Origin of the sequence: Sphingomonas citri (assembly GCF_019429485.1) — a bacterium.
Lineage (GTDB): Bacteria > Pseudomonadota > Alphaproteobacteria > Sphingomonadales > Sphingomonadaceae > Sphingomonas > Sphingomonas citri.
In genome coordinates, this window is the sequence record NZ_JAHXZN010000001.1 from 1,158,136 (window position 1) to 1,182,660 (window position 24,525).

Genomic DNA, 24,525 nt, shown 5'->3' on the forward strand with positions numbered 1-24,525 from the left:
AAAGCCGCTATGGCGCCCCCCGTGCAATCCGATCGCATCCTGTTCGCCGTCGCGCTGCGGCTCACCTCCGTGGCGCTGTTCGCTCTGATGAACACCTGCATCAAGCTCGCCGAGGCGGGCGGCGCGCATCTCGCGGAAATCCTCTTCTGGCGACAGTGCGGTGCGGCGCTGCTCGTCACCGTCGTGGTCGGCGCGGGGCCGGGTTTCGCGACGCTGCCGACGCGGCGTTTCGGGGCGCATCTCGCGCGCGCGACCGTGGGGCTGATCTCGATGGCCTTCACCTTCTACACGCTGACCGTGCTGCCGCTCGCCGAAGCGACGACGATCGGCTTCTCGATGCCGATCTTCGCGACGGTGCTCGGCGCGCTGGTGCTGAAGGAGCCGACCGGATGGCGCCGCTGGGCGGCGGTGGCCGTAGGCTTCACCGGCGTCGTCATCGTGGCGCAGCCGGGCGGCCATGAGATCCCGCTCCACGGCGCGCTGAGCGGCCTGCTCGCGGCGGTGCTGACCGCGGTGGTGACGATCCTGCTGCGCACGATCGGTCGTACCGAGAAGCCGCTCACCACCGTCTTCTGGTTCTCGACGCTCTCGCTGGTGCCGCTCGGCATCGCCTACGCGATCTGGGCGCAGCCGCATACGCCGTGGCTCTGGCTCGTTCTCGTGACGTGCGGGCTGTTCGGCGGCGCGGCGCAGGTGGCGATGACGAGTTCGCTGAGCTTCGGTCCGGTCTCGGCGGTGGTGCCGATGGATTATACCTCGCTGCTCTGGGCGACGTTGCTCGGCTGGCTGGTGTTCGATCATCTTCCTGACCAAGCGACCTGGGTCGGTGCGCCGGTCATCGTCGCGGCGGGGCTGTACATCGTCTGGCGCGAGCACGTCCGCCGCCGCGAGGAGACGCGACAGACGATGGCGCAGGGGATCGGGTGAGACGCCGCGGTTCACGCGCCCACGACTCCGACGAGACCAATCGTTATCCCGCGCCCTGCCGCAGCCGGCCGGTGAAGAGCAGCGCGCTCTGCCGCAGCGTCTCCGCGCGGCCGCTGAGCTCATGCGCCGCCACGTTGACCGAGCGCGCCATGGTCTCGGACGATCCGACCAGCCGCAAGAGATCCTCGATCGCGGCATCGGCATCGGTCACCTCGGCCTCGGCGGCCGAGGCGATCCGGCTGATCGCGCGCACGATCGCGACTTGCGCGTCGAGCGCGCGGTGCGACGAGCTGGTGGCGGCGGCAGAGGCGCTCATCATCTCGCCGATCGTCTCGGCGCCCATCGCGGCGATGTCGCCCTGCCCCTTGATCTCGCGCAGCACGCCCGCGATCTGCGCGACCTGTCGCGCGGTCGACTCCGCCAGCTGCTTGACCTCATCGGCCAGCACCGCGAAGCCGAGCCCGGCGACGCCCGCCCGGCTCGCCTCGATCCGGGCGTTGAGCGCGAGCAGATTGATGCGAGCCGCGATCTCCGCCACCGATGCGATCACGTCCTCCACGCCGGTGGCCCGGTCGGCGAGCTGCTGGAGACGCGCCACCAGTTCGGTGCCGACCTGCTGCGCGCGCTGCGTCACCTCGGCGGCGCGATGGATGTCCGCCTCCAGGCTGTGCGTGGCGATCTCCAGCTCGGCGCTGTCGGCGACGACGCGACCGACCACCTCCGCGGTGGAGCGCGCGCGCTGCGACGCGATCGCCGCGGCGCGATCGCCCGCGACCGCCTCACGCTCGAGCGCCGACGCCTGGCAATCGAGCGCGTCGGCGATCGCCACGATCGGGCTCAGCACCGAGCTGAACTCACTTTCGAACAGGGTCAGCGTGCGCGACGACTGCTCCTCCACCTCGCGCTTGTGCAGCCGTTGTTCGCGATCACGCTCGTCCGATAGACGCGCGACCGCACGTTGCTCCTCGCCCAGCCGCTGGATCAGCGTCTCGGCCGCGGCCCGAGCCTTGTCTGCTGCCTCGGCCGCGCCCCGGCTCTTCTCCGCCTCCTCCGCGGCGACGCGCTGTTGGGCACGCAGCAGCCGGGCAAGGTGGCGCGCACGACCATATTGCACCGCGCCGATCACCAGCGTCGTCGCGACGAGCAGCAGCGTCGGCGCGACCGCCGCACGGAGCATCGCGCGCCCCGGTCTTGCCGCGCGCCACGTCAGCCGGCCGCGCGCGCCCGATCGGCGGAGCACGTCGATCTGCGGCGTTACCGTCGCTGCCGGGCTCCGGACCCAGTGCAGTTCCTCGACGCTCATCGCGGCGCCGATCTCCGCGATCACGCCGCCCGCGATCGGCTGAAACAGGATAAGATAGCGGCCGCCCGCGGAGGGCTGCTCCAGTGCGGCGGTGGTGGGCCTGATCCGCGCCACACCGAAGAAATACGGATCGCCGCCGAGCTCGACTCGAGACACCAGCGGCAGCTCGCTCGCGTCGGCCCGCGCGATCTCGCGCTTCAGGTCGACGCCCTTGACGTCTTGCAGCGCGGGAAGACGCCCCCTCGACCAGTAAGCGAAATGCTGCCGCTGTTCACCGTCGAGGATGAAAACACCGCTCATCGGGACGGTGAAGGTCTCCCACACGCCGGAGCCCAGGTTGGCGTCGAGCCAGTCCGCGTCGGTGTCGAGCGTGCCGTGGCGATACAGGTCATCCCACAGCGCATAGCCCCTGAGCCAGCTGCGGAACGCCACCGCCTTCGCGCCGAGCGCCTGTTCGATCGCACGGGTCGTGGCGGCGGTCTGCGCCCGATCCTGCTCGCGCGCTTGAAGCATCCCGAAGCTGCACAACGCGGCGATGAGGAGGCAAGCCGCGACGGCATAGCTGAGGACGATCTGCGCCTCGAACGAGAGCGGGCGATCGCGCAGCAGCCATGATCCAGCCAACGCTCCGCCCCCCCGGTCACCTCATCGCGTGCCGGACTAGCCTGCAATACTTAACAAGCCATTCACCGCAGAGCGACGCCGCGTGCGCGGGAGCGCGTCCGGCTGGACGGGGTGGTTGCCGCGCGCGCGTCCGACGGAGTGGCGTTCTACTCCGCCGCCTGCGCCTCGACCACCTTCGGCCTCCACACCAGCACCGGCTTGCGCGCCGCCAGCGTCTCGTCGAGCCGCGCGCGCGGGGCGAAATGCGGCGCGGTCTTGAGCGCGGCGTCGCCCGCCTTGGCGCGCTCCGCGACCGAGCGCAGCGCGCCGATGAACTGGTCGAGCGCCGCCTTGCTCTCGGTCTCGGTCGGCTCCACCAGCATGGCGCCGTGGACGACCAGCGGGAAATACATGGTCATCGGGTGATAGCCCTCGTCGATCAGCGCCTTGGCGATGTCGATCGTGGAGAAGCCCGGCGCCAGCCCGCGGTCGGAGAAGATCGCCTCGTGCATGCATGGACCCGAGCCGGCGAACGGCGCGTCGAGCGTGTCCTCCAGCCGGCGCAGCACGTAATTGGCGTTGAGCACCGCGTCCTCGGCCACCTGGCGCAGCCCGTCGGCGCCGTGGCTGAGGATGTAGGTCAGCGCGCGCGTGAACATCCCCATCTGGCCGTGGAAGGCGACCATGCGGCCGAAGCTGTCGGCGTGATGCTCCTCGGCATTCTCCTCCTCGACGAGGCGGAACTGGTCGCCGTCGCGCTCGACAAAGGGCAGCGGCGCGAACGGGGTCAGCGCCTCGGAGAACACCACCGGCCCCGAGCCCGGCCCGCCGCCGCCGTGCGGCGTGGAGAAGGTCTTGTGCAGGTTGATGTGCATCGCGTCGACGCCGAGGTCGCCCGGGCGGACGCGGCCGACGATCGCGTTGAAATTGGCGCCGTCGCAATAGACGTAGCCGCCCGCTTCATGGACCGCGTCCGAGATCGCCTTGAGGTCGCGCTCGAACAGGCCGCAGGTATTGGGGTTGGTGATCATCACCCCCGCCACGTCCGGTCCCAACCGCGCCGTGAGCGCCGCGGTGTCGACGCGACCCTCGGCGGTGGCGGGGATGTCCTCCACGCTGAAGCCCGCGAAGGCCGCGGTGGCGGGGTTGGTGCCGTGCGCCGATTCGGGGACGAGGATCACCTTGCGATGCCCCTCGCCGCGCTTCGCCAGCGCCGCCTTGATCGCGAGGATGCCGCACAGCTCGCCGTGCGCGCCCGCCTTGGGGCTCATCGCCACCGAGTGCATGCCGGTGAGCGTGACCAGCCAGTGCGCGAGCTGGTGGATCACCGCCAGCGCGCCCTGCACCGTATCGATCGGCTGAAGCGGGTGGACGTCGGCGAAGCCCGGCAGCCGCGCCATCTTCTCGTTGAGCCGCGGGTTGTGCTTCATCGTGCACGAGCCGAGCGGGAACAGGCCGAGGTCGATCGCGTAATTCTGCCGGCTCAGCCGGGTGTAGTGGCGCACCGTCTCGGGCTCGGACAGGCCGGGCAGCCCGATCGGGTCCTTGCGCGTCAGGCCACCCAGCCGCGAGCCCGCCACGTCACCCGCGGCGAAATCGACGCCCGTCGTCTGGTCGTCGCCGATCTCGAAGATCAGCGGCTCTTCCAGCATCAGCGCCTTGTTGCCGGTGAAGGTCGCGCCCGCCGCGTCGCCGCGGCCCGCGGGCGCGGTCGGCTTCCAGCCGCTCTGGTTGATCGTCATGCCAGCACCTCCGTCAGCGCCGTCGCCAGCGCCTCGATATCTTCGTCGGTCACCGTCTCGGTCACCGCCACCACCAGCCCGTTCGCCAGCGCCGCCTCGCCCGGGTAGAGCCGCCCGAGCGACACGCCCGCGAGCACGCCGCGCTCCGCCAGCGTGCGCACCACCGGCCGCGCCTCCTGCCCAAGGTCGAGCGTGAACTCGTTGAAGAAGGCCTGGTTGATCACGCGCACGCCGGGCACCTGCGCGAGCCGGTCGGCGGCGCGGCACGCCATCGCGTGGTTGATCCCGGCGAGCCGGCGCAGCCCCGCCTCGCCCAGCAAAGTCATGTGAATCGAGAAAGCCAACGCACACAGCCCCGAGTTGGTGCAGATGTTGCTGGTCGCCTTCTCGCGGCGGATATGCTGCTCGCGCGTCGAGAGCGTCAGCACGAAGCCGCGGCGCCCGTCGGCGTCGACGGTCTCGCCGCACAGCCGCCCCGGCATCTGGCGGACGTACTTGTCCTTGCAGCCGAACAGCCCGACATACGGCCCGCCGAACTGGAGCCCGACGCCGAGCGACTGCCCCTCGCCGACGACGATGTCTGCGCCCATCTCGCCCGGCGCGCGCAGCGCCCCCAGCGCGACCGGCTCGGTCACCACCGCGATCAGCAGCGCCTTGTTCGCCTGGCACGCCTCGGCGAGCGGCGTCAGGTCGGCGACGCGGCCGAGGATGTCGGGATATTGCACCACCACGCACGACGTGTCGGCGTCGATCGAAGCGATCAGCTGATCGACGTCGGTCTGCGCGGTCAGCGCGGGCGCGCCGGTCTCGAGCAGGTCGCCGGTGTAACGCGCCATCGTCTTGGCGACCGAGACGTAGTGCGGGTGCAGCCCGGACGAGAGCAGCGCCTTGCCGCGCCGCGTGATCCGCCGCGCCATGCCGATCGCCTCCCAGCAGGCGGTCGACCCGTCATACATGCTGGCATTGGCCACGTCGGTCCCGAGCAGACGCGCGACCTGCGTCTGGAACTCGAACAGCATCTGCAGCGTGCCCTGGGCGATCTCGGGCTGATAGGGCGTGTAGGCGGTGAGGAACTCGCCGCGCTGGATCAGATGATCGACCGAGGCGGGCACGTGGTGGCGGTAGGCGCCGGCGCCGAGGAAGAAGGGCACCTCGCCCGCGACGGTGTTCCTGCGCGCCAGCGCGGTCATGTGGCGCTCGACCGCAAGCTCGCTGGCGTGGAGCGGCAGGTCGCGCACGGGGCCGTCGAGCCGCGCGGACTCGGGCACGTCGACGAACAGGTCGTCGATCGAGGAAGCACCGATCACCGCGAGCATCTCGCTGCGGTCGGTCGGGGTGAGGGGAAGGTAGCGCATCATCTGGTCTCTCCCGCCTCCCCTCAGGGAGGGGTTCCGCCCCTCCCGCGCGGGAGGGGCGTCACATCACAATTTGGCGACGAAGGCGGCGTAGGCGGTCTCGTCCATCAGCGCCTCGAGCTCGCTCGGGTCGCTGAGCGTCAGCTTGAAGAACCAGCCCTCGCCCTCCGGGTCCGAGTTGACCAGCGACGGCTCGTCGGCGAGCGCGGGATTGCCCTCGGTCACCGTGCCCGACACCGGCGCATAGACGTCCGACGCGGCCTTGACGCTCTCGACCACCGCGGCCTCGTCGCCCTTGCTCAGGCTGCGACCCAAGTCCGGCGCCTCGACGAAGACGATGTCGCCGAGCTGGCCCTGCGCATAGTCGCTGATGCCGACCGTGCCGGTCTGGCCCTCGACCTCGATCCACTCGTGGTCCTCGGTGAAATAGCGGCTCATCTCACTTCACTCCTCGGAAGTAACGGTGGGGAACGAACGGCATCGCGGTGACGGTCGCCTGGTGCGGCTTGCCGCGCTGCGACAGCGTGACTGTGGAACCCGGCGCGGCGAGTGCCGCGGGAACATAGGCCATCGCGATCGGCGCGCCGACGCTCGGCGCGAAGCCGCCGCTGGTGACGCGGCCGACGGTGGCGCCGCCCTCGTCGACCACGGTCGCGCCCTCGCGCACCGGCTGGCGCCCCTCGACGAGCAGCCCGACGCGGCGCAGCGCCGGCCCGGCCTCGCGCTCGGCGAGCACGCGCGCGGCGCCGGGGAAGTCGGCGGCCTCGCGGCGGCGCTTGGCGAGCGCGAAGCCGAGGTCGGCCATCACCGGCGTGGTGGTGGGGTCGAGGTCGTGGCCGTAGAGCGGCAGCCCCGCCTCCAGCCGCAGCGAGTCGCGCGCGCCGAGGCCGATCGGCTTGATCTCGGGCTGCGCCACCAGCGCGTCGGCCAGCGCCACCGCCGCCTCCGCGGGGACCGAGATCTCGACGCCGTCCTCGCCGGTATAGCCCGAGCGGCTGATCCACAGCGCGTGCCCCTGCCAGTCGAACGCACCCGCCTGCATGAACACCAGCGCGTCGACGCCGGGGATCAGCCGCGCCACCGCGGCGACCGCCTCCGGCCCCTGCACCGCGAGCAGCGCATGCTCCTCCATCAGGTTGAGCGTGATCTCGTCGGGCAGCCGCTCGATCATATGCGCGACGTCGTCGTACTTGGTCGCGCCGTTGACGACCATGTAGACGCGGTCCTCGCCCTGCGGCGTCAGCATCAGGTCGTCGAGCACGCCGCCCTGGTCGTCGAGCAGCAGCGAGTAGCGCGCCTTGTTGAGCGGCGCGTCGCTGATCGCGGCGGGCATCAGCGCCTCGAGCGCGGCGGCGACGTTCGGCCCGGTGATGCCGAGCTGGCCCATGTGGCTGACGTCGAACAGCCCGGCATGCTCGCGCGTCCACAGATGCTCGGCCATGATGCCCTCATACTGGACGGGCATGTGATAGCCGGCGAACTCCACCATGCGTGCGCCGCGCTCGCGGTGCCAGGCGTCGAGCGGCAGCGTCAGGATCTCGATCGGCTCGAGCTCGTCGTCGATCGGGAGGTCGGTCGATGGGGGAACGGAGTCGCTCATCATCATGTCCGTACGTGCGAGGGTGAATCGCGCCGGTCGCCCGGCCTGATCCGTTTCCCCCTCTGTCACGGGACCTGAGAGCTTTCCCCGCGCACGCGCGGGTTACCCCTTCGGTGGGAGGCGCCTGCCCGAGGCACGCGCCGCCGCTTTCCAGAGTGTCGATGCAGGCCGGCGCGGTCCCTGCTGCCTGAGAGATTCCGGGGTGGTTGCTCCTTCGGCGGCGGCTCCGGGCCTGCAAGGCCCGCCGCGCTCTCCCGCGCCTGCCCATGCCGGTCGCCCGGCATCGACGTGTCGCCGCTCTACGGCAAGCACGGCCCGAGTCAATCGCGTTCGCGGCGCGCGATGGCCGCCGCGCATCGGAGCCGCGCTCGTGCTAAGACGTTTGCACCACAGGAGAAGGAGCAACTCGCATGGACACCGCCACCTCGCCCGCCGTCGATCGCATCGCGCGCGTCCTCGCCGGCCAGCATCTCAGTGCCAACGGCCACGGCCAATCCGAGTCGGCCTCCGCGCAGGTCGAGGCGACATGGAAGGACTATCGCGACGACGCGATCGCGGTGCTCCACACGCTGCGCGCGCCGAGCCCGGCGATGGCGGCGGCCGGCGACGTCGCCGTGTGGGAGCGGATGGTGCTCGCCGCGATAGCCGAGGCGAAGCCGGGTATCGTGATGTGAGAACGGAAGCTTACGCGAACGTCAGCCGTCCGATCGCCATCGTATCGAGCTGGGCCGAGACGCCGACCGACCGACAGGCGCTCACCAACGCCAAGCCGTCATACCCGGCGCTTAATTGCCAGGTGCGACAGCGGAGGTGATCCGTCGCCGCTCGCCATCAAGCGCGGGCGAGTGTTCTTCTGGCGGACGATCGCTCCACCGCCGCCGACACGCCCAGCACCGCCAGCCCACACACCGCCAGCGCTGCCCCGACATAGCCCGTTGAGGTCCAGCCATAGCCCGCCGCGATCACCATTCCGCCGAGCCACGGCCCCAGCGCGTTGGCGGTATTGAAGGCGGAGTGGTTGAGCGCCGCCGCCAGCGCCTGCGCGTCGCCCGCCACGTCCATCAGCCGGGTCTGCAGCACGCTGCCCAACGCGCCGCTCACCCCGATCGCGAACATCGCCACCAGCACCGACCAGAGCTGCGGCGCCGCCAGCGGCCACAACAGCAGCGCGACGAGCGCCCACACCAGCACGGCCGCCGCGGTCGGCAGCAGCGCGCGATCGGCGAAGCGCGGCACCACGATGTTGCCCAGGGTCATGCCCACACCGAAGGTCATCAGCGCGAATGGCACCATGCGCGGCCCCACCTGAGTCACCGCCGCCATCGTGTCGGCGAGATAGGTATAGACTGCGAACAACCCGCCGAAGCCGATCGCGCCGATGCCGAGCGTCAGCCACACCTGGGCACGGCGCAGCGCGCCCAGCTCGCGCAGCGGGCTCGCCGCGGGATCGCCGCGGTCGCGCGGGGCGAAGGCCGCGACCAATGCCGCGGTCAGCCCGGCGAGCCCGGCGACGACGACGAAGCAGGAGCGCCAGCCGATCAGCTGCCCCATGAAGTTCGCCAGCGGCACGCCGATGATCGTCGCGACGGTCAGCCCCAGCATCACCCGCGCCACCGCCTGGGTGCGCTTGCCCTGGTCGACCAGCGACGCGGCGACCAGCATGGCGATGCCGAAATAGGTGCCGTGCGGCAGACCGGCGAGGAAGCGCGCCAGCATCATCGTGGGATAGCTCGGCGCGATCGCCGACAGGGCGTTGCCCAGCGCGAACAGGGTCATCAGCGCGATCAGCAGCGTGCGACGCGCCATCCGCGCGCCGAGCACCGCCAGTGTCGGGGCGCCGACCACCACGCCCAGTGCATAGGCGCTGATGACATGGCCCGCGGTGGGTGCGTCGACGTGCAGGCTCCTCGCCATGTCGGGCAGCAGGCTCATCGTCGCGAACTCGGTCGTGCCGATCGCGAACCCGCCGACTGCGAGCGACAGATGGATCAGCCCGACGGGCGCGTGGCGCACGTCGGCGACGGCGGTCGCCATGATATATCCCCGGTTGCGATGCTGTGCCGGCTCAGCTGGCGATTGTGCAGTGCAGCGTCAAGGGTTCAGCGCGCCGGCACGACGACGCTCACGCCGGCGGCGTCAGCTTCAGCAATCGTCCCTGCCCCTTCTCGCCGCCGTCCTCCAGCACCCAGATCGCCCCGTCCGGCCCCTGCTCCACCTCGCGGATGCGCGCGCCCATGTCCCACTGGTCGCCCTTGCGCGCCGAGGTGCCGTCGAGGTGGACGCGCAGCAGCGACTTGGACGAGAGTCCCCCGATGAAGGCATCGCCGCGCCACTGCGGAAACAAGGCGCCCGAGTAGATCATCAGCCCGCCCGGCGAGATCGACGGGTTCCACCACACCTTAGGCGCCTCGTAGCCGTCGCCGGCGCGATGGTCGGGAATGTCACGGCCGTCATAGTGCGTGCCGTTGGAGGCGTTCGGCCATCCGTAGTTGCGCCCCGGCAGGATCAGGTTGACCTCGTCCCCGCCCTTGGGGCCCATCTCCTGCTCCCAGAGACGGCCCGCGCGATCGAACGCGAGGCCGAGCAGGTTGCGGTGCCCATAGCTCCACACCTCCGGGAGGAAGCCCTGCGGCGCGAGCGGGTTGCCGGGCGCGGGCCGGCCGTCGGGGGTGAGCCGCAGCACCTTGCCGAGCGCCGCCTGCTTGTCCTGCGCGGGGGTGAACTTCTGCCGCTCGCCCGCGGTGAAGAACAGATGCTTGCCGTCGGGGGAGAAAGCGATCCGGCCCGAGAAATGGCCGTCACCCTCCACCAGCGGGGTGGCGCGGTAGAGCGTCTCGACATCGGTCAGCTGCTCCGCCCCCGCCGCCCCCGCTAGCGTGCCGCGCGCGAGCACCACGCCCTTGCCGCTTTGTCCGGCGGCCGAGTAGCTCAGATACACGCGGCGGCTGCGCGCGAAATCGGGGGCGAGTACCACGTCCATCAGCCCGCCCTGCCCCGCCGCGCTGACCGGCAGCGTCGCGATCGTGCGCCGCGTCGCGCCGTCGGCGGCGACCAGCAGCAGCTGCCCGGCCTTCTCGGTGACCAGCATGCGGCCATCGGGCAGGAAGGTCATCGCCCAGGGTGAGTCGAAATCGGCCACCGGCGTGATCGTGAAGGGTGGCGTCGTCTGGGCGAGGGTCGGCACGGCATAGGTCAGCAGCGCGGCGGCGAGTGTCGTGGCGATGCGGCGGCTGATCATGGCATGTCTCCCCTGCGCCGGGGAGCAGCGTCGCCCGGCCTTGACCCTGCCTAGCCGGACGCGCGCTCCCGCTGAAAGCCCGGAGCGACATGGCCACATTTAGTTACACGATCGCCGCGGCCGCTGTCGGCGCGCGCGATTTTGTCCGTCAACCTCCCAGCCGCTTGCGACCGCGCGGGGACGCCGCTATATCCGCCGTGCTTTCTCTTACATCGCGAGGTGCAAGGGGCTGCGGGGTTAGCTCCGCGGCGGCAACCAACGCATGTCCGGCAGGTGCACTTGAGCGACAACGACTCCCTCTACCGACTGATCGAACCCGAGGCGCAGGCGCTCGGCTTCGCGCTGGTGCGCGTGCGGCTGTTCGGCAAGGGGGACGAGCGCACGCTCCAGGTGATGGCCGAGCGCCCCGACACGCGCCAGCTCACCATCGACGACTGCGCCGAACTGTCGCGTCGGCTGTCCGACATGCTCGACCAGTTCGAGGTCGAGGGTCGCGACCCGATCGAGGGCGCCTATCGGCTCGAGGTGTCGTCGCCCGGGATCGATCGGCCGCTGACGCGCTGCCAGGATTTCACCGACTGGGCCGGCCATGAGGCTCGCATCGTGCTCACCGAGCCGGTCGACGGGCAGAAGCAGTTCAAGGGCGATCTGGAAGGCATCGACGTCGACGGCCAGATCGCGATCCGCCATTCGCGAACGCATGAGCTGGCGCGCGTGCCGTTCGCGCTGATCGCCGACGCCAAGCTGGTGCTCACCGACCGGCTGATCGCCGCGACCGTGCCGCTCTCGATGGAGGGCGCTGACGAAGAGATAGAAGATTTGTCCGCCGACGCGGACACCGTGGAAGAAGAGGAATCGAACTGATGGCCACCGGGGTCACCGCCAACCGTGCCGAGCTGATCGCGATCGCCAACTCGGTCGCGTCGGAGAAGATGATCGACAAGGCAATCGTCATCGAGGCGATGGAAGACGCGATCCAGCGCGCCGCGCGGACTCGCTACGGCCAGGAAATGGACATCCGCGCCAAGCTCGATCCCAACAACGGCGATCTGCGGCTGTGGCGCGTCGTCGAGGTGGTCGAGCTGGTCGACGACATCTACAAGCAGGTCGATGTCGCCGGCGCGCAGAAGCTCCAGCCGGGCGCGAGCGTCGGCGATTATCTGGTCGACCCGCTGCCGCCGATCGAGTTCGGCCGCATCCAGGCGCAGGCCGCCAAGCAGACGATCTTCCAGAAGGTGCGCGACGCCGAGCGCGAGCGCCAATATGAGGAGTTCAAGGACCGCGCCGGCGAGATCATCACCGGCGTCGTCAAGCGCGTCGAGTTCGGTCACATCGTCGTCGACCTCGGCCGCGCCGAGGGCGTGATCCGCCGCGACGCGCAGATCCCGCGCGAGGTGGTGCGCGTCAACGACCGCATCCGCTCGCTGATCCTGAAGGTGGTGCGCGAGAATCGCGGGCCGCAGATCTTCCTCAGCCGCGCGCACCCCGACTTCATGAAGAAGCTGTTCGCGCAGGAAGTGCCCGAGATCTACGACGGCATCATCGAGATCAAGGCGGCCGCGCGCGACCCGGGCAGCCGCGCCAAGATCGGCGTGATCTCGCACGATTCCAGCATCGACCCGGTCGGCGCCTGCGTCGGCATGAAGGGCAGTCGCGTCCAGGCGGTGGTGCAGGAGATGCAGGGCGAGAAGATCGACATCATCCCTTGGTCGCCCGACACCGCGACCTTCGTCGTCAACGCGCTCCAGCCCGCCAACGTCGCGCGCGTGGTGATCGACGAGGAAGAGGACCGCATCGAGGTGGTCGTCCCCGACGACCAGCTGAGCCTCGCGATCGGCCGTCGCGGCCAGAACGTGCGGCTGGCGTCGCAGCTCACCGCCAAGGCGATCGACATCCTCACCGAGACCGACGCCAGCGAGAAGCGCCAGCAGGAGTTCGTGAAGAACTCCGAGCTGTTCCAGAACGAGCTCGACGTCGACGAGACGCTGGCGCAGCTGCTGGTGGCCGAGGGCTTCGGCGCGCTGGAAGAGGTCGCCTATGTCGAGCTCGACGAGCTCGCCGGGATCGAGGGCTTCGACGAGGATCTCGCGCAGGAGCTGCAGAGCCGCGCGCAGGAGGCGCTCGACCGCCGCGAGCAGGCCGCGCGCGAGGAGCGCCAGGCGCTGGGCGTCGAGGACGCTTTGGCCGAGCTGCCGTATCTGACCGAGGCGATGCTGGTCACGCTCGGCAAGGCTGGGATCAAGACGCTCGACGATCTGGCGGACCTTGCCACCGACGAGCTGGTCGAGAAGAAGCGCGCCGAGCCGCGCCGCCGCAACGACGACGCGCCGCGCCGCGACTCGCGCAACGACGGCCGCGGCAACGGCGGCGTGCTCGGCGAGTACGGGCTGAGCGACGAGCAGGGCAATGAGATCATCATGGCCGCGCGCGCGCACTGGTTCGAGGACGAGGGCGGCGCGGCGGACGAGTCGGCCGAGGCGGAGAGCGCCGGCGACGCGAGTGAAGAGCAGGAGACGCAGGCCTGATGCCGTTCGTCTCGATCCGATTGGCGGGCAGCGCGACGCGCGAGCAGAAGGCGGGGATCGTGGCCGACGTCACGACCTCGCTGGTGACGCGGCTGGGCAAGAACCCGGCCGCGGTGCAGGTCGTGATCGAGGAAGTGTCGACCGAGAATTACGGCGCGGGTGGGCAATTGCTCGCCGACCGCGACGCGGGCGCGGCGGGTGCCGCGTCTTCCAGCCAGGGAGACGCGCATGCGGCACCCGGGCAATGACACTTTAGGCGTCCTCGCGCAGCGTCATGCCCTTGCCCGCGTCACCTGTTGTGGCGCGGCGAGCGGGGGCACGTCGTCGGCCTTCGCGCAGCTGTGGCGCTCGCGGCACCACGGATCCCGGGTCAGGCCCGACATGCCGGAAAGTGGCGGGCGGCGGCTGCAACCGCTTACCTCCAAGGAGCGCAGCGCATGAGCGATCCCGTCCGCTCCTGTATCCTCACGCGCGAGCGTGCCGACCCGGAGTGCCTCATCCGACTCGCGCTCGCGCCGGACGGGCGCGTGCTGCCCGACGTGCGCGCCAAGGCGCCCGGGCGCGGCGCGTGGATCGGTGTCGCCCGTCCCGAACTCGAGCAGGCGGTCGCCAAGGGCAAGCTGCGCGGCGCCCTCGCCCGCGCGTTCAAGACCGGCGAGCTGACCGTCCCCGACGATCTGCCAAGCCTGATCACGGCCGCGCTCGAGCGCAACGCGCTCGACCGACTCGGGCTCGAGGCGCGGGCCGGCACGATCGCGACCGGCGCCGAGCGGATCGAGACCGCGGCGCGCTCGGGCAAGCTGCACGCGCTCTACCACGCCGCCGACGCTAGCGAGGACGGGCGTCGCAAGCTGGCCCAGGCGTGGCGCGTCGGCAGCGATCGCGAAGGAAGTGACCTCAAGGGCTTGGCGTTGCCGGTCGAGCGCCCCATATTGTCGTTGGCGCTGGGCCGCGAGAATGTGGTACACATCGGCGTCATAGACCGCACCGCGGCCAGACGATTGGGCGAAGCGCTCGACCGCTGGCTGCACTTTATCGGCCCTGAACTGACCTCCGCACCTTGCGCTACGGCCGCGCAAGGCGCATCGGCGCCCGGCACCGCCGGGCCCGCTTCGGCCGTGAGATTGCACGAGGAATTTGAGTGAGCGAGACCGACAACGACAAGCCGAAACTCGGGATGCGCGCGCCGCTGGGGCTGAAGCGCACGGTCGAGACCGGCAAGGTGAAGCAGAGCTTCAGCCACGGCCGTAGCAATACGGTGGTGGTCGAGGTGAAGCGTCGCCGCGTGCTCGGTCCGCAGGGCACGCCCGAGCCGACGCCGGCGCCGGCACCCGAGCCGGTCGCGGCTACCCCTGCGCCCGCGCCGGCGCGCCCCGCGCCGCGCCCGCCGGTCTCCAACGAGACCGCGCAGGAGCGGCAGGCGCGCCTGCTTCGCGAGGCCGAGGACCAGCGCATGCACGCGCTGGAGGAAGCGCGTCGCCGCGAGGAGGCCGAGCGCCAGCGCGCGGCCGAGGACGAGCGTCGCCGCGCCGAGGAGCGCGCGCGCGCCGAGGCCGAGGCGCGTGCCGCCGCGGCCGCGCCCGCCCCGGAAGCGCCCCCGGCGCCGGAGCCGACGCCGGCCCCCGCCCCGGCAGCACCCGCCGCCGCGGCCCCTGCCACCGAGGCACCTAGTGCGCCCGCGCCGGCGGCCGAGCCGGTCGCGGAGTCGCGTCCGGCTCCTGCCCCGGCCCCCACGCCCGCGGCACCGCCGCCCCCGCCGCCGGTGCTCGAGCTGGGCCGCGACCCGGCGATGCCGGCGCCGCGCCGCTTCTCGCCGGTCGCCCGCCCCGAGATTCCGAAGCCGCAGCCCAAGCCCGAGCCGAAGCCGGCGCCCGCGCCGACCGCCAGCGCCGCCCCGGCGGCGGGCGGCGGTGCGTCGGGCGGCGCCTCGCGTAGCCTGCCGAGTGGTCAAGCGACGCCACGCAACGCCGCGCCGGCGCGGCCGCAGCAGCGCGACCGTAAGGGCGACGAGCGCCGCGGCGGCAAGCTGACCGTCACGCGTGCGCTCAACGAGGACGGCGCGCGCGCGCGCAGCCTCGCGGCGCTGAAGCGGGCACGCGAGAAGGAGAAGCGCGGCTTCTCCGGCCCGCGCGAGCCGCAGGCCAAGCAGGTCCGCGACGTCCAGGTGCCCGAGGCGATCACCGTGCAGGAGCTCGCCAACCGCATGGCCGAGCGCGGCGCCGATCTGGTCAAGACGCTGTTCAAGATGGGCATGCCCGTCACGATGACGCAGACGATCGACCAGGACACCGCCGAGCTGCTGGTGACCGAGTTCGGTCACAACATCGTGCGGGTCTCGGACTCGGACGTCGACCTCGCGCTCGACACCACCGAGGATTCGGCGGACCAGCTCCAGCCGCGTCCCCCGGTCGTCACGATCATGGGCCACGTCGACCACGGCAAGACGAGCCTGCTCGACGCGCTGCGCGGCACCGACGTCGCCAAGGGCGAGTCGGGTGGCATCACGCAGCATATCGGCGCCTATCAGGTAACGTTGAAGGACAAGTCGAAGATCACCTTCCTCGACACGCCGGGCCACGAGGCGTTCACCGCGATGCGCGCGCGCGGCGCGGACGTGACCGACATCGTGGTGCTGGTGGTCGCCGCCGACGACGGGCTGATGCCGCAGACGATCGAGGCGATCAACCACACCAAGGCGGCCGGCAAGCCGATGATCGTGGCGATCAACAAGATCGACAAGCACGACGCCAACCCGCAGCGCGTGCGCGAGCGTCTGCTCGAGCATGACGTTCAGGTCGAGATGATGGGCGGCGAGACGCAGGACGTCGAGGTCTCCGCGTTGAAGAAGACCGGTCTCGACGAGCTGATCGACAAGATCCAGCTGCAGGCCGAGCTGCTCGACCTCTCCGCCAACCCCGATCGCGCCGCCGAGGGCAGCGTGATCGAGGCGAAGCTCGATAAGGGCCGCGGCCCGGTCGCAACGGTGCTGGTCACGCGCGGCACGCTCAAGGTCGGCGACGTCTTCGTCGTCGGTGCCGAGAGCGGCAAGGTGCGCGCGCTGGTCGACGACAAGGGGCGCCAGCTCAAGCAGGCGGGTCCGTCGATGCCGGTGGAGGTGCTCGGCCTGTCGGGCACGCCGTCGGCGGGCGACCAGCTCCAGGTGGTCGAGAACGAGGCGCGCGCGCGCGAGGTGGCCGAGTACCGCCAGAGCGTGCTGCTCCAGAAGCGCACCACCGCGGCGCCGACCAGCCTCGAGAACATGTTCTCGGCGCTGCGCGCCAACGCCGCGATCGAGTACCCGCTCGTGGTGAAGGCCGACACACAGGGGACGGTCGAGGCGATCGTCGCGTCGATCAACAAGATCTCGACCGATCTCATCAAGGCGCGGGTGCTTCACTCGGGCGTCGGCGGGATCACCGAGAGCGACGTGACGCTGGCGGGTGCGTCGGGGGCGCCGATCATCGGCTTCCACGTTCGCGCCAACGCCAAGGCGCGCGAGATCGCCGAGCGGCAGAAGGTGGCGCTGAAATACTATGACGTCATCTACGACCTGATCGACGAGATCCGCGCCGGCATGGCGGGCGAGCTCGGGCCGGAGGCGTTCGAGACGGTGGTCGGGCGCGCCGAGATCCGCGAGGTCTTCTCCGCGGGCAAGCACGGCAAGGCGGCGGGTCTGCTCGTCACCGAGGGTGTCATCCGCAAGGCGCTCAAGGCGCGCATCACGCGCAACGACGTCATCATCTACCAGGGTGAGATCGCGTCGCTGCGCCGCTTCAAGGACGACGTACCGGAAGTGCGCGCGGGCCTGGAGTGCGGCGTGACGTTCTCGCAGAACTTCGTCGACATCAAGGCCGGCGACTATCTCGAGACGTACGAGGTCGAGCTGCGCGAGCGCACGCTGTAAGGGATGGCGACGCTCGGTACGGTCACCCCCGTCCTGCGCAGCTTCGATGCGGCGCGGACGCGGGCGTTCTATCTGGATTTCCTCGGCTTCGAATTGGTGTTCGAGCACCGGTTCGAGCCGGGGATGCCGCTCTACATGGGCGTCACGTCCGGCGATTGTACGCTGCACCTGTCGGAACATTACGGCGATGGTGCGCCGGGCGCGTCGGTTCGGATCGCGTGCGACGATGTCGTGGCCTATGCCGCGGCGCTGCGCGCGCGCGGGTTCGAGAACGCGCGTCCGGGCGAGCCGCAGCGGATGCCATGGGGGACGCTGGAGGTCGGCGTCCACGATCCGTCGCACAACCGGCTGACCTTCTTCACCCCTGTCGACGGTGATGACGATGAATGAGCAGAGCGGCGAACGCTCGGTCCGCACGCTGCGCGTCGGCGAGCAGGTTCGTCATATCCTGTCCGAGATCCTCCAGCGCGGCGACGTTCACGACGAGACGCTCGCCAGCCACATGGTCAGCGTCACCGAGGTGCGCATGTCGCCCGACCTGCGCCACGCCACCGTGTTCGTGAAGCCGCTGCTCGGCAAGGACGAGGAAGCGGTGCTCAAGGCGCTGCGCACCAACACCGCCTATCTCCAGCGCGAGGTCGCCCATCGGGTGAAGATGAAATATGCCGCGCGGCTGAAATTCCTAGCGGACGAGAGCTTCGACGAGGGCAGCCACATCGACTCGCTGCTGCGCCGGCCCGAGGTGGCGCGCGACCTTCCCGCCGAGAGTGGCGACGGTTGACCGAGGCGCCGGTAAGACGCATCTTACCGGCATGAACGCGATCACGCGACTGTCGGACAAGGGTCAGGTCGTGGTGCCGAAGGCGATCCGCGACCTCAAGGGCTGGGCGCCGGGGCTCGACCTCGAGGTGGTCGACGCCGGCGACGGCGTGCTGCTGCGGCCGCGCCGGGCGCACAAGCATCTCAGCGTCGCGGAGGCGGTCGAGCGGATGCGCGCGATCTACACGCATAGCGGCGCACCGGTTACGCTGGAGGAGATGGACGAGGCGATCGCGGAAGCCATAGCCGAGCGGGACCGTCGCACGCGGTGAGATCCGTCGACGCTAATGTCCTGGTCCGTTGGTTGACGCGCGACGACGAGCGCCAAGCCGCGCTCGCCGACGCGGTACTGTCCGCGCCGACGTTGATCACCCTCACCGTTCTGATCGAGCTCGCCTGGGTGCTGCGGCAGCGCTACGCGTTCGATCGCGCCGCGCTGAACGCCGCCCTCATCACGCTCATCGCGCTCGAGCATGTTACCGTCGAGCACGAGCAGGGCGTGCGGTGGGCGCTCACCCGCCATGCCGCCGGCGGTGACCTCCCGGACATGCTCCACCTGGTCGCCTCGGTAAGCGCCCGCGCGTTCGTCACCTTCGACCGACGCCTCGTTCGCCACGCCGGCACCGACGCCCCGCTCGCGATCGAGACGCTCGCCTGATGGCCAAGCTGTATTTCTACTATGCGAGCATGAACGCGGGGAAGTCGACCAACCTGCTCCAGGCCGATTTCAACTATCGCGAGCGCGGCATGCGCACGATGCTGTTCACCGCCGCGGTGGACGATCGCTTTGCCGCGGGCACCATCACCTCCCGGATCGGCCTGACCGCGCCCGCGACGATGTTCGATGCCGCGACCGATCTCGCCGCGCTGGTCGCGGCCGAGCACGCGCGCGCGCCGTTGGCGTGCGTGCTGGTGGACGAGGCGCAGTTCCTCACCGCGGCGCAGGTCGACCAGCTCGCCTGGCTCGCCGACGTCGAAGACCTGCCCGTGCTCGCCTATGGCCTGCGCACCGACTTCCTCGGCCAACTCTTCGCCGGCTCGGCACGGCTGCTCGCGCTCGCGGACTCGCTGGAGGAGATCAAGTCGGTGTGCGCCTGCGGGCGCAAGGCGACGATGAACCTGCGCGTCGACGCCGACGGACGCCCGGTGACAGCCGGGCGCCAGACCGAGATCGGCGGCAACGATCGCTATGTCGCGCTGTGCCGCCGCCATTTCAGCGCGGCGCTGGCGGAGGGCTGACTCACTAGGTTTCGTGGGGCGACACCTCGATACACGACTCATCCTCGCCTAGCGGCTCGAAGTTGGCGCGCAGCGTGCGATACGTTGCCGGTGAGATATAGAGCCCCGGGGCGCCGCTGCGATTTCGTCGTTCGATCCGCTCCATCGCGACGTTGTCGGGGCAGTCGAGGCGATACAGCATCGGCGTGCCCCCGTTCTGGCGCGCGAGCCGCATGGCCGCGAGACGATCGGCTCTCGTCCAATAGCCGAGATCGAGCACGACGCTGGTCCCCACCTGCAAGCAGCGGGTCCACGTGCGCTCCATGACGGCGCTCACGCGAGCCGACATATCCACGAACAGTTCGGCTGGAGGATCGCGGCCGAACAGCGTCTCCACCCATTCGTCGTGCGTGAACCGGACCGCGCGACGCTGCTGTTCAAGCCGCCTCGCGAACGTTGTTTTACCGACGCCGAGGAACCCATGTATCAGATGCGCGGTAGGCAGCGAGGACATCGGCCGAGCAGAACACGGTGTACAGATCGTCGCAAGGGCGCGGAGGCCGCCACCTAGCCGAACCGGGCGCCGTCGCCTATCTCGCGCAACATGGACCCCACCGGCATCATCTGGCGGGCGGCAGTGTGGATCATCCCGCTGGTGCTCGCGATCGTCTTCCACGAGGTGAGCCACGGCCTGGCCGCGCGCGCGCTCGGCGATCCCACCGCCGCGGAGCAGCGCCGGCTGTCGCTCAACCCGCTGCGCCACGTCGACCCGGTCGGCACCGTGATCCTGCCGCTGCTGCTCGCGCTCGCCAAGGCGCCGGTGTTCGGCTGGGCCAAGCCGGTCCCGGTCGACTCGCGCCGCCTGCCCCATCCGCGCCGCGACATGATGCTGGTGGCGCTCGCCGGGCCGGGATCGAACCTCGTGCTCGCGCTGGTCGGCGCGGTGCTGCTCGGCGCGCTGACGCCCAGCCTCTACGGCATCCAGCCCGGCAGCCTCACCGCCTTCGTCGCGGCCAACCTGCTCAACTTCGTGATCATCAACGTCTTCCTCGCGATCTTCAACCTGATCCCGCTGCCGCCGTTCGACGGCGGGCACGTCGTCGCCGGGCTGCTGCCCGAGCGGCTGGCGCAGCGCTGGGACCAGTTCGCGAGATATGGCCTGCTGCTGTTCATCCTGCTGCTGCTGGTGCTGCCGTCGATCGTGCCCGGCGCCAACATCGTCCAGCGGCTGGTGGCGCCGCCGGCGCAGGCGCTGACCGAATGGTATCTCGGCCTCGCCCAGTCGATCGCGGGCTGAGCGCGTGCACGGCTGGCTGATCCTCGACAAGCCGCTCGGGCTGGGGTCGACGCAGGGCGTCGCCGCGGTGAAGCGCGCGTTGCGCACCGCGGGCGCGCCCAGGCTGAAGGTCGGGCACGGCGGGACGCTCGACCCGCTCGCCACCGGCGTGCTGCCGATCGCGATCGGCGAGGCGACCAAGCTCGCGGGGCGGATGCTCGACGGCGACAAGGTCTATGACTTCACGATCCGCTTCGGCGAGCAGACCGACACGCTCGACGCCGAGGGAGCGGTGATCGCGACGAGCGACGTGCGGCCGACGCTGGCGGGGGTGGAGGCGGTGCTGCCGCGCTTCACCGGTCCGATCGCGCAGGTGCCGCCGGCCTATTCGGCGCTCAAGGTGGACGGGGCGCGCGCCTATGACCTGGCGCGCGCGGGCGAGGAGGTGGTGCTCGCGACAAGGGACGTGACGGTGCATGGGCTCGCACTCGCAGAGCCCGACACGCCGCCCTCTCCCCTGGCGTCATCCCGAACCCGTTTCGGGATCCACGGCGCGGTCGATCCAGCGGCCGAGGTGCGCGCGGACGGGTGGATCCTGAAACAAGTTCAGGATGACGGAGGAAGGATTGACGGAGGGAGGGACGCCGCTGCCCCCCTCGACCACGTCACCCTCACCGCCCATGTCTCCAAGGGCACCTACATCCGCAGCCTGGCGCGCGACATCGCACTGGCGCTCGGCACCGTCGGCCACGTCACGTATCTGCGCCGCACCAGGGCCGGCCCGTTCACGCTCGCCGAGGCGATATCGCTGGACAAACTCGACGAACTCGCTAAGGCGCGCGGTCTTGAACACTCCCTTCTGCCGCTGGGCGCGGGGCTGGACGACATCCCGGCTCTATCGCTCACTCCCGACCAGGCAGGAGCGCTCCGTCAGGGGCGAGTGCTGGCCGGGATCGCCGCCGACGACGGCCAGGCCTTCGCGCTGCTGGGTGAGACACCCGTCGCGCTGGTCGAGGTGGAAAGCGGGCTCGCCCGCGTCGTCCGCGGCTTCAACCTGTAACGCATCGATGTCGCTAGGAACTTAAATGACGATCACCGCTGAACGCCGCCAGGAAGTCATCAAGGATCACGCCCGCGCCGATGGCGACACCGGGTCGGTCGAGGTCCAGGTCGCGATCCTGACCGAGCGGATCAAGAACCTGACCGAGCACTTCAAGGGCCACGCCAAGGACAACCACTCCCGCCGCGGTCTGCTGATGATGGTCAACAAGCGGCGCTCGCTGCTCGACTATCTCCGCAAGAAGGACGGCGACCGCTACGTCGCCCTCATCGCGAAGCTCGGTCTTCGTAAGTGACATAAAGGCGCCGCGAGGCGCCTTTATTTCATCTCGGACGCCGATCCGGGATCCAGCAAGAAGGGGCGCGGGAGCGCCCTCCCCCAGCCGCTGGAGCTGGACCCCGGCCTCCGCCGGGGTGACGGAGGAGAGGGCAATACGGCCCGATCTTCCCGGACCAATGTCGGTCCGTACGCAGGCCCCCCGGTGATCCGCACCGGGGAGTGAAGGAAACAACATGTTCGATACCAAGAAGGTGGAAATCCAGTGGGGCGGCAAGACGCTGACCCTGGAGACCGGCCGCGTCGCGCGTCAGGCCGACGGCGCCGTGATCGCGACGCTCGGCGAGACGGTCGTGCTGTGCGCGGTGACCGCCGCCAAGACGGTCAAGGAGGGGCAGGACTTCTTCCCGCTCACCGTCCACTATCAGGAGAAATTCTCCGCCAGCGGCCGCATCCCCGGCGGCTTCTTCAAGCGCGAGCGCGGCGCGACCGAGCGCGAGACGCTGATCAGCCGTCTCATCGACCGCCCGATCCGCCCGCTGTTCCCCGAAGGCTTCTATAACGAGATCAACTGCATCGCACAGGTGCTCTCGTATGACGGCGAGAACGAGCCCGACATCGTCGCGATGGTCGCGGCCTCGGCGGCGCTCACCATCTCGGGCGTGCCCTTCATGGGCCCGATCGGCGCCGCGCGCGTCGGCTACAAGGACGGCGAGTATCAGCTGAACCCGACCGACGGCGAGGTCGCCGAGGGCGAGCTCGACCTGGTCGTCGCCGCCACCCACGACGCGGTGATGATGGTCGAGTCCGAGGCCAAGGAGCTGTCGGAAGAGGTGATGCTGGGCGCGGTGATGTTCGCGCACAAGGCGTCGCAGCAGGTGATCAACGCGATCATCGACCTCGCCGAGCAGTCGGCCAAGGACCCGTGGGAGCTCGCCCCGGTCGACGACAAGTCGGCGACCATGGCCAAGCTGAAGAAGGCGATCGGCAAGGACGTCGAGGCGGCCTACAAGCTGACCGACAAGCAGGCGCGCCAGAACGCGCTCAACGCCGCGCGCACCAAGGCGCGCGAGGCCTTCGCCGACCTCAAGGAGAGCGACCCGGCGCAGTATCTCGGCACGCTCAAGCTGGTGAAGAAGCTCGAGGCCGACGTCGTCCGTGGCGCGATCCTCAAGAGCGGCCGCCGCATCGACGGGCGCGACACCAAGACGGTGCGTCCGATCGCCGCCGAGGTTCACTTCCTGCCGCGCGCGCACGGCTCGGCGCTGTTCACCCGCGGCGAGACCCAGACGATCGCCACCACGACGCTGGGCACGCGCGACGCCGAGCAGATGATCGACGGGCTCAACGGCCTGTCGTACCAGCACTTCATGCTGCACTATAACTTCCCGCCCTATTCGGTCGGCGAAGTGGGCCGCTTCGGCGCGCCGGGCCGTCGCGAGATCGGCCATGGCAAGCTGGCGTGGCGCGCGCTGCACCCGGTGCTGCCGTCGAAGGAGGAGTTTCCCTACACGATCCGCGTCACCAGCGACATCACCGAGAGCAACGGCTCGTCGTCGATGGCGACGGTGTGCGGCGGCTCGCTGTCGCTGATGGACGCGGGCGTGCCGCTCAAGCGCCCGGTCTCGGGCATCGCGATGGGCCTGATCCTCGAGGGCAAGGACTATGCGGTCCTCAGCGACATCCTCGGCGACGAGGATCACCTCGGCGACATGGACTTCAAGGTGGCGGGCACGTCCGAGGGCATCACCAGCCTGCAGATGGACATCAAGATCGCCGGCATCACCGAGGAGATCATGAAGGTCGCGCTGGCGCAGGCGAAGGACGGCCGCGCGCACATCCTCGCCGAGATGAACAAGGCGCTGGGTGAGACCCGCACCGAGCTGTCGGCGCATGCGCCGCGGATCGAGACGATGCAGATCGACAAGTCGAAGATCCGCGACGTGATCGGCACCGGCGGCAAGGTGATCCGCGAGATCGTCGCCACCACCGGCGCCAAGGTCGACATCGACGACGAGGGCGTGATCAAGATCAGCTCGTCGGACGGCGCGCAGATCGAGGCGGCGATGAACTGGATCAAGGGCATCGTCGAGGAAGCCGAGGTCGGCAAGATCTACAACGGCAAGGTCGTCAATATCGTCGACTTCGGCGCCTTCGTGAACTTCATGGGCGGCAAGGACGGTCTCGTCCACGTCTCCGAGATGAAGAACGAGCGCGTCGAGAAGCCGAGTGACGTCGTCACCGAGGGCCAGGAAGTGAAGGTCAAGGTCCTCGAGATCGATCCGCGCGGCAAGGTCCGCCTGTCGATGCGCGTCGTCGACCAGGAGACCGGCGCCGAGCTGGAGGACACCCGTCCCGCGCGCGAGCCGCGCGGCGAGCGCAGCGACCGCGGCCCGCGCCGTGACGGTGGGCGCGATGGCGGCCGCGGTGGTGACCGGGGCGGCGATCGCGGCGGTGACCGCGGTCCGCGCCGCGAGGGTCGCGGCCCGCGCCGCGAGCGCAGCGAGGGTGGCGCCAAGGAAGGCGGCGACGAGGGCGATGCGCCCGCGTTCGCCCCGGCCTTCCTGACCGGCGACCGCGACTGAGTAAGCGCCGTGCTCCTGCGGACGCAGGAGCACGGCCTCCTCGGAGGCCGCGAAAGCTACCGTACCAATGCGGACGGCCCCGGCAGCGATGCCG

24 protein-coding genes and 2 riboswitches are annotated in these 24,525 nt (G+C 70.2%); of the genes, 16 read left to right on the forward strand and 8 right to left on the reverse strand.

The features are described from left to right. Nucleotides 1–21 precede the first annotated feature (21 nt). A complete protein-coding gene (locus tag KZ820_RS05480; protein WP_308462131.1) occupies nt 22–927 on the forward strand; it encodes a DMT family transporter in 906 nt (301 codons plus the stop codon). A gap of 43 nt (nt 928–970) precedes the next feature. Here KZ820_RS05480 and KZ820_RS05485 read toward each other — a convergent pair whose 3' ends face one another. The 5 genes from KZ820_RS05485 to gcvT all read right to left on the reverse strand — a co-directional run bounded on the left by KZ820_RS05485 (nt 971) and on the right by gcvT (nt 7,530). Beyond that, nucleotides 971–2,854 carry a methyl-accepting chemotaxis protein gene (locus tag KZ820_RS05485; protein WP_219747574.1) on the reverse strand — a complete coding sequence of 628 codons (1,884 nt, stop codon included), beginning with the start codon at nt 2,852–2,854 and terminating at the stop codon, nt 971–973. Nucleotides 2,855–3,000: 146 nt separating this feature from the next. Continuing rightward, nucleotides 3,001–4,575, reverse strand: a complete 1,575-nt coding sequence (gcvPB, locus tag KZ820_RS05490; RefSeq protein WP_219747575.1) for an aminomethyl-transferring glycine dehydrogenase subunit GcvPB — start codon at nt 4,573–4,575, stop codon at nt 3,001–3,003. After that, complete coding sequence (gcvPA, locus tag KZ820_RS05495; protein ID WP_219748121.1) at nt 4,572–5,930, reverse strand: aminomethyl-transferring glycine dehydrogenase subunit GcvPA; 1,359 nt, start codon at nt 5,928–5,930, stop codon at nt 4,572–4,574. Before gcvPA ends, gcvPB begins: the two co-directional genes overlap by 4 nt. 66 nt (nt 5,931–5,996) lie before the next feature. Next, nucleotides 5,997–6,368 carry a glycine cleavage system protein GcvH gene (gene gcvH, locus KZ820_RS05500; protein ID WP_219747576.1) on the reverse strand — a complete coding sequence of 124 codons (372 nt, stop codon included), beginning with the start codon at nt 6,366–6,368 and terminating at the stop codon, nt 5,997–5,999. Nucleotide 6,369: 1 nt separating this feature from the next. Beyond that, nucleotides 6,370–7,530, reverse strand: a complete 1,161-nt coding sequence (gene gcvT / locus KZ820_RS05505) for a glycine cleavage system aminomethyltransferase GcvT (protein ID WP_219747577.1) — start codon at nt 7,528–7,530, stop codon at nt 6,370–6,372. A 52-nt stretch (nt 7,531–7,582) separates the two neighbouring features. After that, nucleotides 7,583–7,694: riboswitch (glycine riboswitch) on the reverse strand. Further along, a riboswitch (glycine riboswitch) is annotated at nt 7,695–7,797 on the reverse strand. A gap of 143 nt (nt 7,798–7,940) precedes the next feature. On the opposite strand from gcvT, the gene KZ820_RS05510 reads away from it, so the two are divergent. Next, the gene (locus KZ820_RS05510; RefSeq protein ID WP_183921195.1) at nt 7,941–8,204 is read left to right on the forward strand and encodes a hypothetical protein; all 264 of its coding nucleotides are present in this window, start codon (nt 7,941–7,943) and stop codon (nt 8,202–8,204) included. Nucleotides 8,205–8,361: 157 nt separating this feature from the next. Here the strand turns inward: KZ820_RS05510 and KZ820_RS05515 are convergent, their stop codons facing one another. Both KZ820_RS05515 and KZ820_RS05520 read right to left on the reverse strand, forming a co-directional pair. Beyond that, the gene (locus tag KZ820_RS05515; RefSeq protein WP_219747578.1) at nt 8,362–9,564 is read right to left on the reverse strand and encodes an MFS transporter; all 1,203 of its coding nucleotides are present in this window, start codon (nt 9,562–9,564) and stop codon (nt 8,362–8,364) included. Nucleotides 9,565–9,652: 88 nt separating this feature from the next. Continuing rightward, the gene (locus tag KZ820_RS05520; protein ID WP_219747579.1) at nt 9,653–10,768 is read right to left on the reverse strand and encodes a PQQ-dependent sugar dehydrogenase; all 1,116 of its coding nucleotides are present in this window, start codon (nt 10,766–10,768) and stop codon (nt 9,653–9,655) included. 279 nt (nt 10,769–11,047) lie between these two features. Between KZ820_RS05520 and rimP the strand changes: the two genes are divergently transcribed. The 10 genes from rimP to KZ820_RS05570 all read left to right on the forward strand — a co-directional run bounded on the left by rimP (nt 11,048) and on the right by KZ820_RS05570 (nt 19,255). Next, complete coding sequence (gene rimP / locus KZ820_RS05525; RefSeq protein WP_219747580.1) at nt 11,048–11,632, forward strand: ribosome maturation protein RimP; 585 nt, start codon at nt 11,048–11,050, stop codon at nt 11,630–11,632. Then, nucleotides 11,632–13,293: a transcription termination factor NusA gene (gene nusA, locus KZ820_RS05530; RefSeq protein WP_219747581.1), complete on the forward strand. Its 1,662-nt coding sequence runs from the start codon at nt 11,632–11,634 to the stop codon at nt 13,291–13,293. The genes rimP and nusA overlap by 1 nt, the downstream gene beginning before the upstream one ends. Beyond that, entirely contained in the window at nt 13,293–13,541 is a 249-nt protein-coding gene (locus KZ820_RS05535; RefSeq protein ID WP_219747582.1) for a tautomerase family protein, read from the forward strand. The genes nusA and KZ820_RS05535 overlap by 1 nt, the downstream gene beginning before the upstream one ends. A gap of 189 nt (nt 13,542–13,730) precedes the next feature. Continuing rightward, a complete protein-coding gene (locus tag KZ820_RS05540; RefSeq protein WP_219747583.1) occupies nt 13,731–14,438 on the forward strand; it encodes a DUF448 domain-containing protein in 708 nt (235 codons plus the stop codon). After that, complete coding sequence (gene infB, locus KZ820_RS05545; protein WP_219747584.1) at nt 14,435–17,197, forward strand: translation initiation factor IF-2; 2,763 nt, start codon at nt 14,435–14,437, stop codon at nt 17,195–17,197. Before KZ820_RS05540 ends, infB begins: the two co-directional genes overlap by 4 nt. Nucleotides 17,198–17,200: 3 nt before the next feature. Then, nucleotides 17,201–17,587, forward strand: coding sequence for a glyoxalase superfamily protein (locus KZ820_RS05550; RefSeq protein ID WP_219747585.1), 387 nt, complete (start codon nt 17,201–17,203; stop codon nt 17,585–17,587). Then, nucleotides 17,574–17,978, forward strand: a complete 405-nt coding sequence (gene rbfA / locus KZ820_RS05555; RefSeq protein ID WP_258047743.1) for a 30S ribosome-binding factor RbfA — start codon at nt 17,574–17,576, stop codon at nt 17,976–17,978. The genes KZ820_RS05550 and rbfA overlap by 14 nt, the downstream gene beginning before the upstream one ends. Before the next feature lie 31 nt (nt 17,979–18,009). Further along, nucleotides 18,010–18,288 (forward strand): AbrB/MazE/SpoVT family DNA-binding domain-containing protein, encoded by a 279-nt coding sequence (locus tag KZ820_RS05560; RefSeq protein WP_219747586.1) that lies wholly within the window; start codon nt 18,010–18,012, stop codon nt 18,286–18,288. Beyond that, nucleotides 18,285–18,674 carry a type II toxin-antitoxin system VapC family toxin gene (locus tag KZ820_RS05565; protein WP_308462132.1) on the forward strand — a complete coding sequence of 130 codons (390 nt, stop codon included), beginning with the start codon at nt 18,285–18,287 and terminating at the stop codon, nt 18,672–18,674. The genes KZ820_RS05560 and KZ820_RS05565 overlap by 4 nt, the downstream gene beginning before the upstream one ends. Beyond that, on the forward strand, nt 18,674–19,255 hold the full coding sequence (locus KZ820_RS05570) for a thymidine kinase (RefSeq protein WP_219747587.1): 582 nt from the start codon (nt 18,674–18,676) through the stop codon (nt 19,253–19,255). The genes KZ820_RS05565 and KZ820_RS05570 overlap by 1 nt, the downstream gene beginning before the upstream one ends. Nucleotides 19,256–19,259: 4 nt before the next feature. Here KZ820_RS05570 and KZ820_RS05575 read toward each other — a convergent pair whose 3' ends face one another. Beyond that, nucleotides 19,260–19,748: a P-loop nucleotide/nucleoside kinase family protein gene (locus KZ820_RS05575; protein WP_219747588.1), complete on the reverse strand. Its 489-nt coding sequence runs from the start codon at nt 19,746–19,748 to the stop codon at nt 19,260–19,262. 90 nt (nt 19,749–19,838) lie between these two features. Here KZ820_RS05575 and KZ820_RS05580 point away from each other — a divergent pair, with 90 nt between their 5' ends. From KZ820_RS05580 to pnp, 4 genes are all read left to right on the forward strand, one after another. After that, a complete protein-coding gene (locus tag KZ820_RS05580; protein ID WP_219747589.1) occupies nt 19,839–20,531 on the forward strand; it encodes a site-2 protease family protein in 693 nt (230 codons plus the stop codon). A 4-nt stretch (nt 20,532–20,535) separates the two neighbouring features. Next, nucleotides 20,536–21,570, forward strand: a complete 1,035-nt coding sequence (gene truB / locus KZ820_RS05585; RefSeq protein WP_219747590.1) for a tRNA pseudouridine(55) synthase TruB — start codon at nt 20,536–20,538, stop codon at nt 21,568–21,570. Between the two features lie 25 nt (nt 21,571–21,595). Then, entirely contained in the window at nt 21,596–21,865 is a 270-nt protein-coding gene (gene rpsO / locus KZ820_RS05590) for a 30S ribosomal protein S15 (RefSeq protein ID WP_132910206.1), read from the forward strand. Between the two features lie 217 nt (nt 21,866–22,082). Next, on the forward strand, nt 22,083–24,431 hold the full coding sequence (pnp, locus tag KZ820_RS05595; protein WP_219747591.1) for a polyribonucleotide nucleotidyltransferase: 2,349 nt from the start codon (nt 22,083–22,085) through the stop codon (nt 24,429–24,431). The last annotated feature ends 94 nt before the right edge of the window (nt 24,432–24,525 follow it).

Excerpts from the sequence above, each read along its gene's own strand:
- KZ820_RS05575 (WP_219747588.1), bottom strand. The coding sequence starts at position 19,748 with ATGTCCTCGCTGCCTACCGCGCATCTGATACATGGGTTCCTCGGCGTC.
- KZ820_RS05510 (WP_183921195.1), top strand. The coding sequence starts at position 7,941 with ATGGACACCGCCACCTCGCCCGCCGTCGATCGCATCGCGCGCGTCCTC.
- KZ820_RS05560 (WP_219747586.1), top strand. The coding sequence starts at position 18,010 with ATGAACGCGATCACGCGACTGTCGGACAAGGGTCAGGTCGTGGTGCCG.
- KZ820_RS05550 (WP_219747585.1), top strand. The coding sequence starts at position 17,201 with ATGGCGACGCTCGGTACGGTCACCCCCGTCCTGCGCAGCTTCGATGCG.
- gcvPA (WP_219748121.1), bottom strand. The coding sequence starts at position 5,930 with ATGCGCTACCTTCCCCTCACCCCGACCGACCGCAGCGAGATGCTCGCG.
- KZ820_RS05520 (WP_219747579.1), bottom strand. The coding sequence starts at position 10,768 with ATGATCAGCCGCCGCATCGCCACGACACTCGCCGCCGCGCTGCTGACC.
- rbfA (WP_258047743.1), top strand. The coding sequence starts at position 17,574 with ATGACGATGAATGAGCAGAGCGGCGAACGCTCGGTCCGCACGCTGCGC.
- KZ820_RS05535 (WP_219747582.1), top strand. The coding sequence starts at position 13,293 with ATGCCGTTCGTCTCGATCCGATTGGCGGGCAGCGCGACGCGCGAGCAG.
- KZ820_RS05580 (WP_219747589.1), top strand. The coding sequence starts at position 19,839 with ATGGACCCCACCGGCATCATCTGGCGGGCGGCAGTGTGGATCATCCCG.
- rpsO (WP_132910206.1), top strand. The coding sequence starts at position 21,596 with ATGACGATCACCGCTGAACGCCGCCAGGAAGTCATCAAGGATCACGCC.
- KZ820_RS05515 (WP_219747578.1), bottom strand. The coding sequence starts at position 9,564 with ATGGCGACCGCCGTCGCCGACGTGCGCCACGCGCCCGTCGGGCTGATC.
- KZ820_RS05540 (WP_219747583.1), top strand. The coding sequence starts at position 13,731 with ATGAGCGATCCCGTCCGCTCCTGTATCCTCACGCGCGAGCGTGCCGAC.
- gcvT (WP_219747577.1), bottom strand. The coding sequence starts at position 7,530 with ATGAGCGACTCCGTTCCCCCATCGACCGACCTCCCGATCGACGACGAG.
- KZ820_RS05570 (WP_219747587.1), top strand. The coding sequence starts at position 18,674 with ATGGCCAAGCTGTATTTCTACTATGCGAGCATGAACGCGGGGAAGTCG.
- pnp (WP_219747591.1), top strand. The coding sequence starts at position 22,083 with ATGTTCGATACCAAGAAGGTGGAAATCCAGTGGGGCGGCAAGACGCTG.
- nusA (WP_219747581.1), top strand. The coding sequence starts at position 11,632 with ATGGCCACCGGGGTCACCGCCAACCGTGCCGAGCTGATCGCGATCGCC.
- gcvPB (WP_219747575.1), bottom strand. The coding sequence starts at position 4,575 with ATGACGATCAACCAGAGCGGCTGGAAGCCGACCGCGCCCGCGGGCCGC.
- gcvH (WP_219747576.1), bottom strand. The coding sequence starts at position 6,368 with ATGAGCCGCTATTTCACCGAGGACCACGAGTGGATCGAGGTCGAGGGC.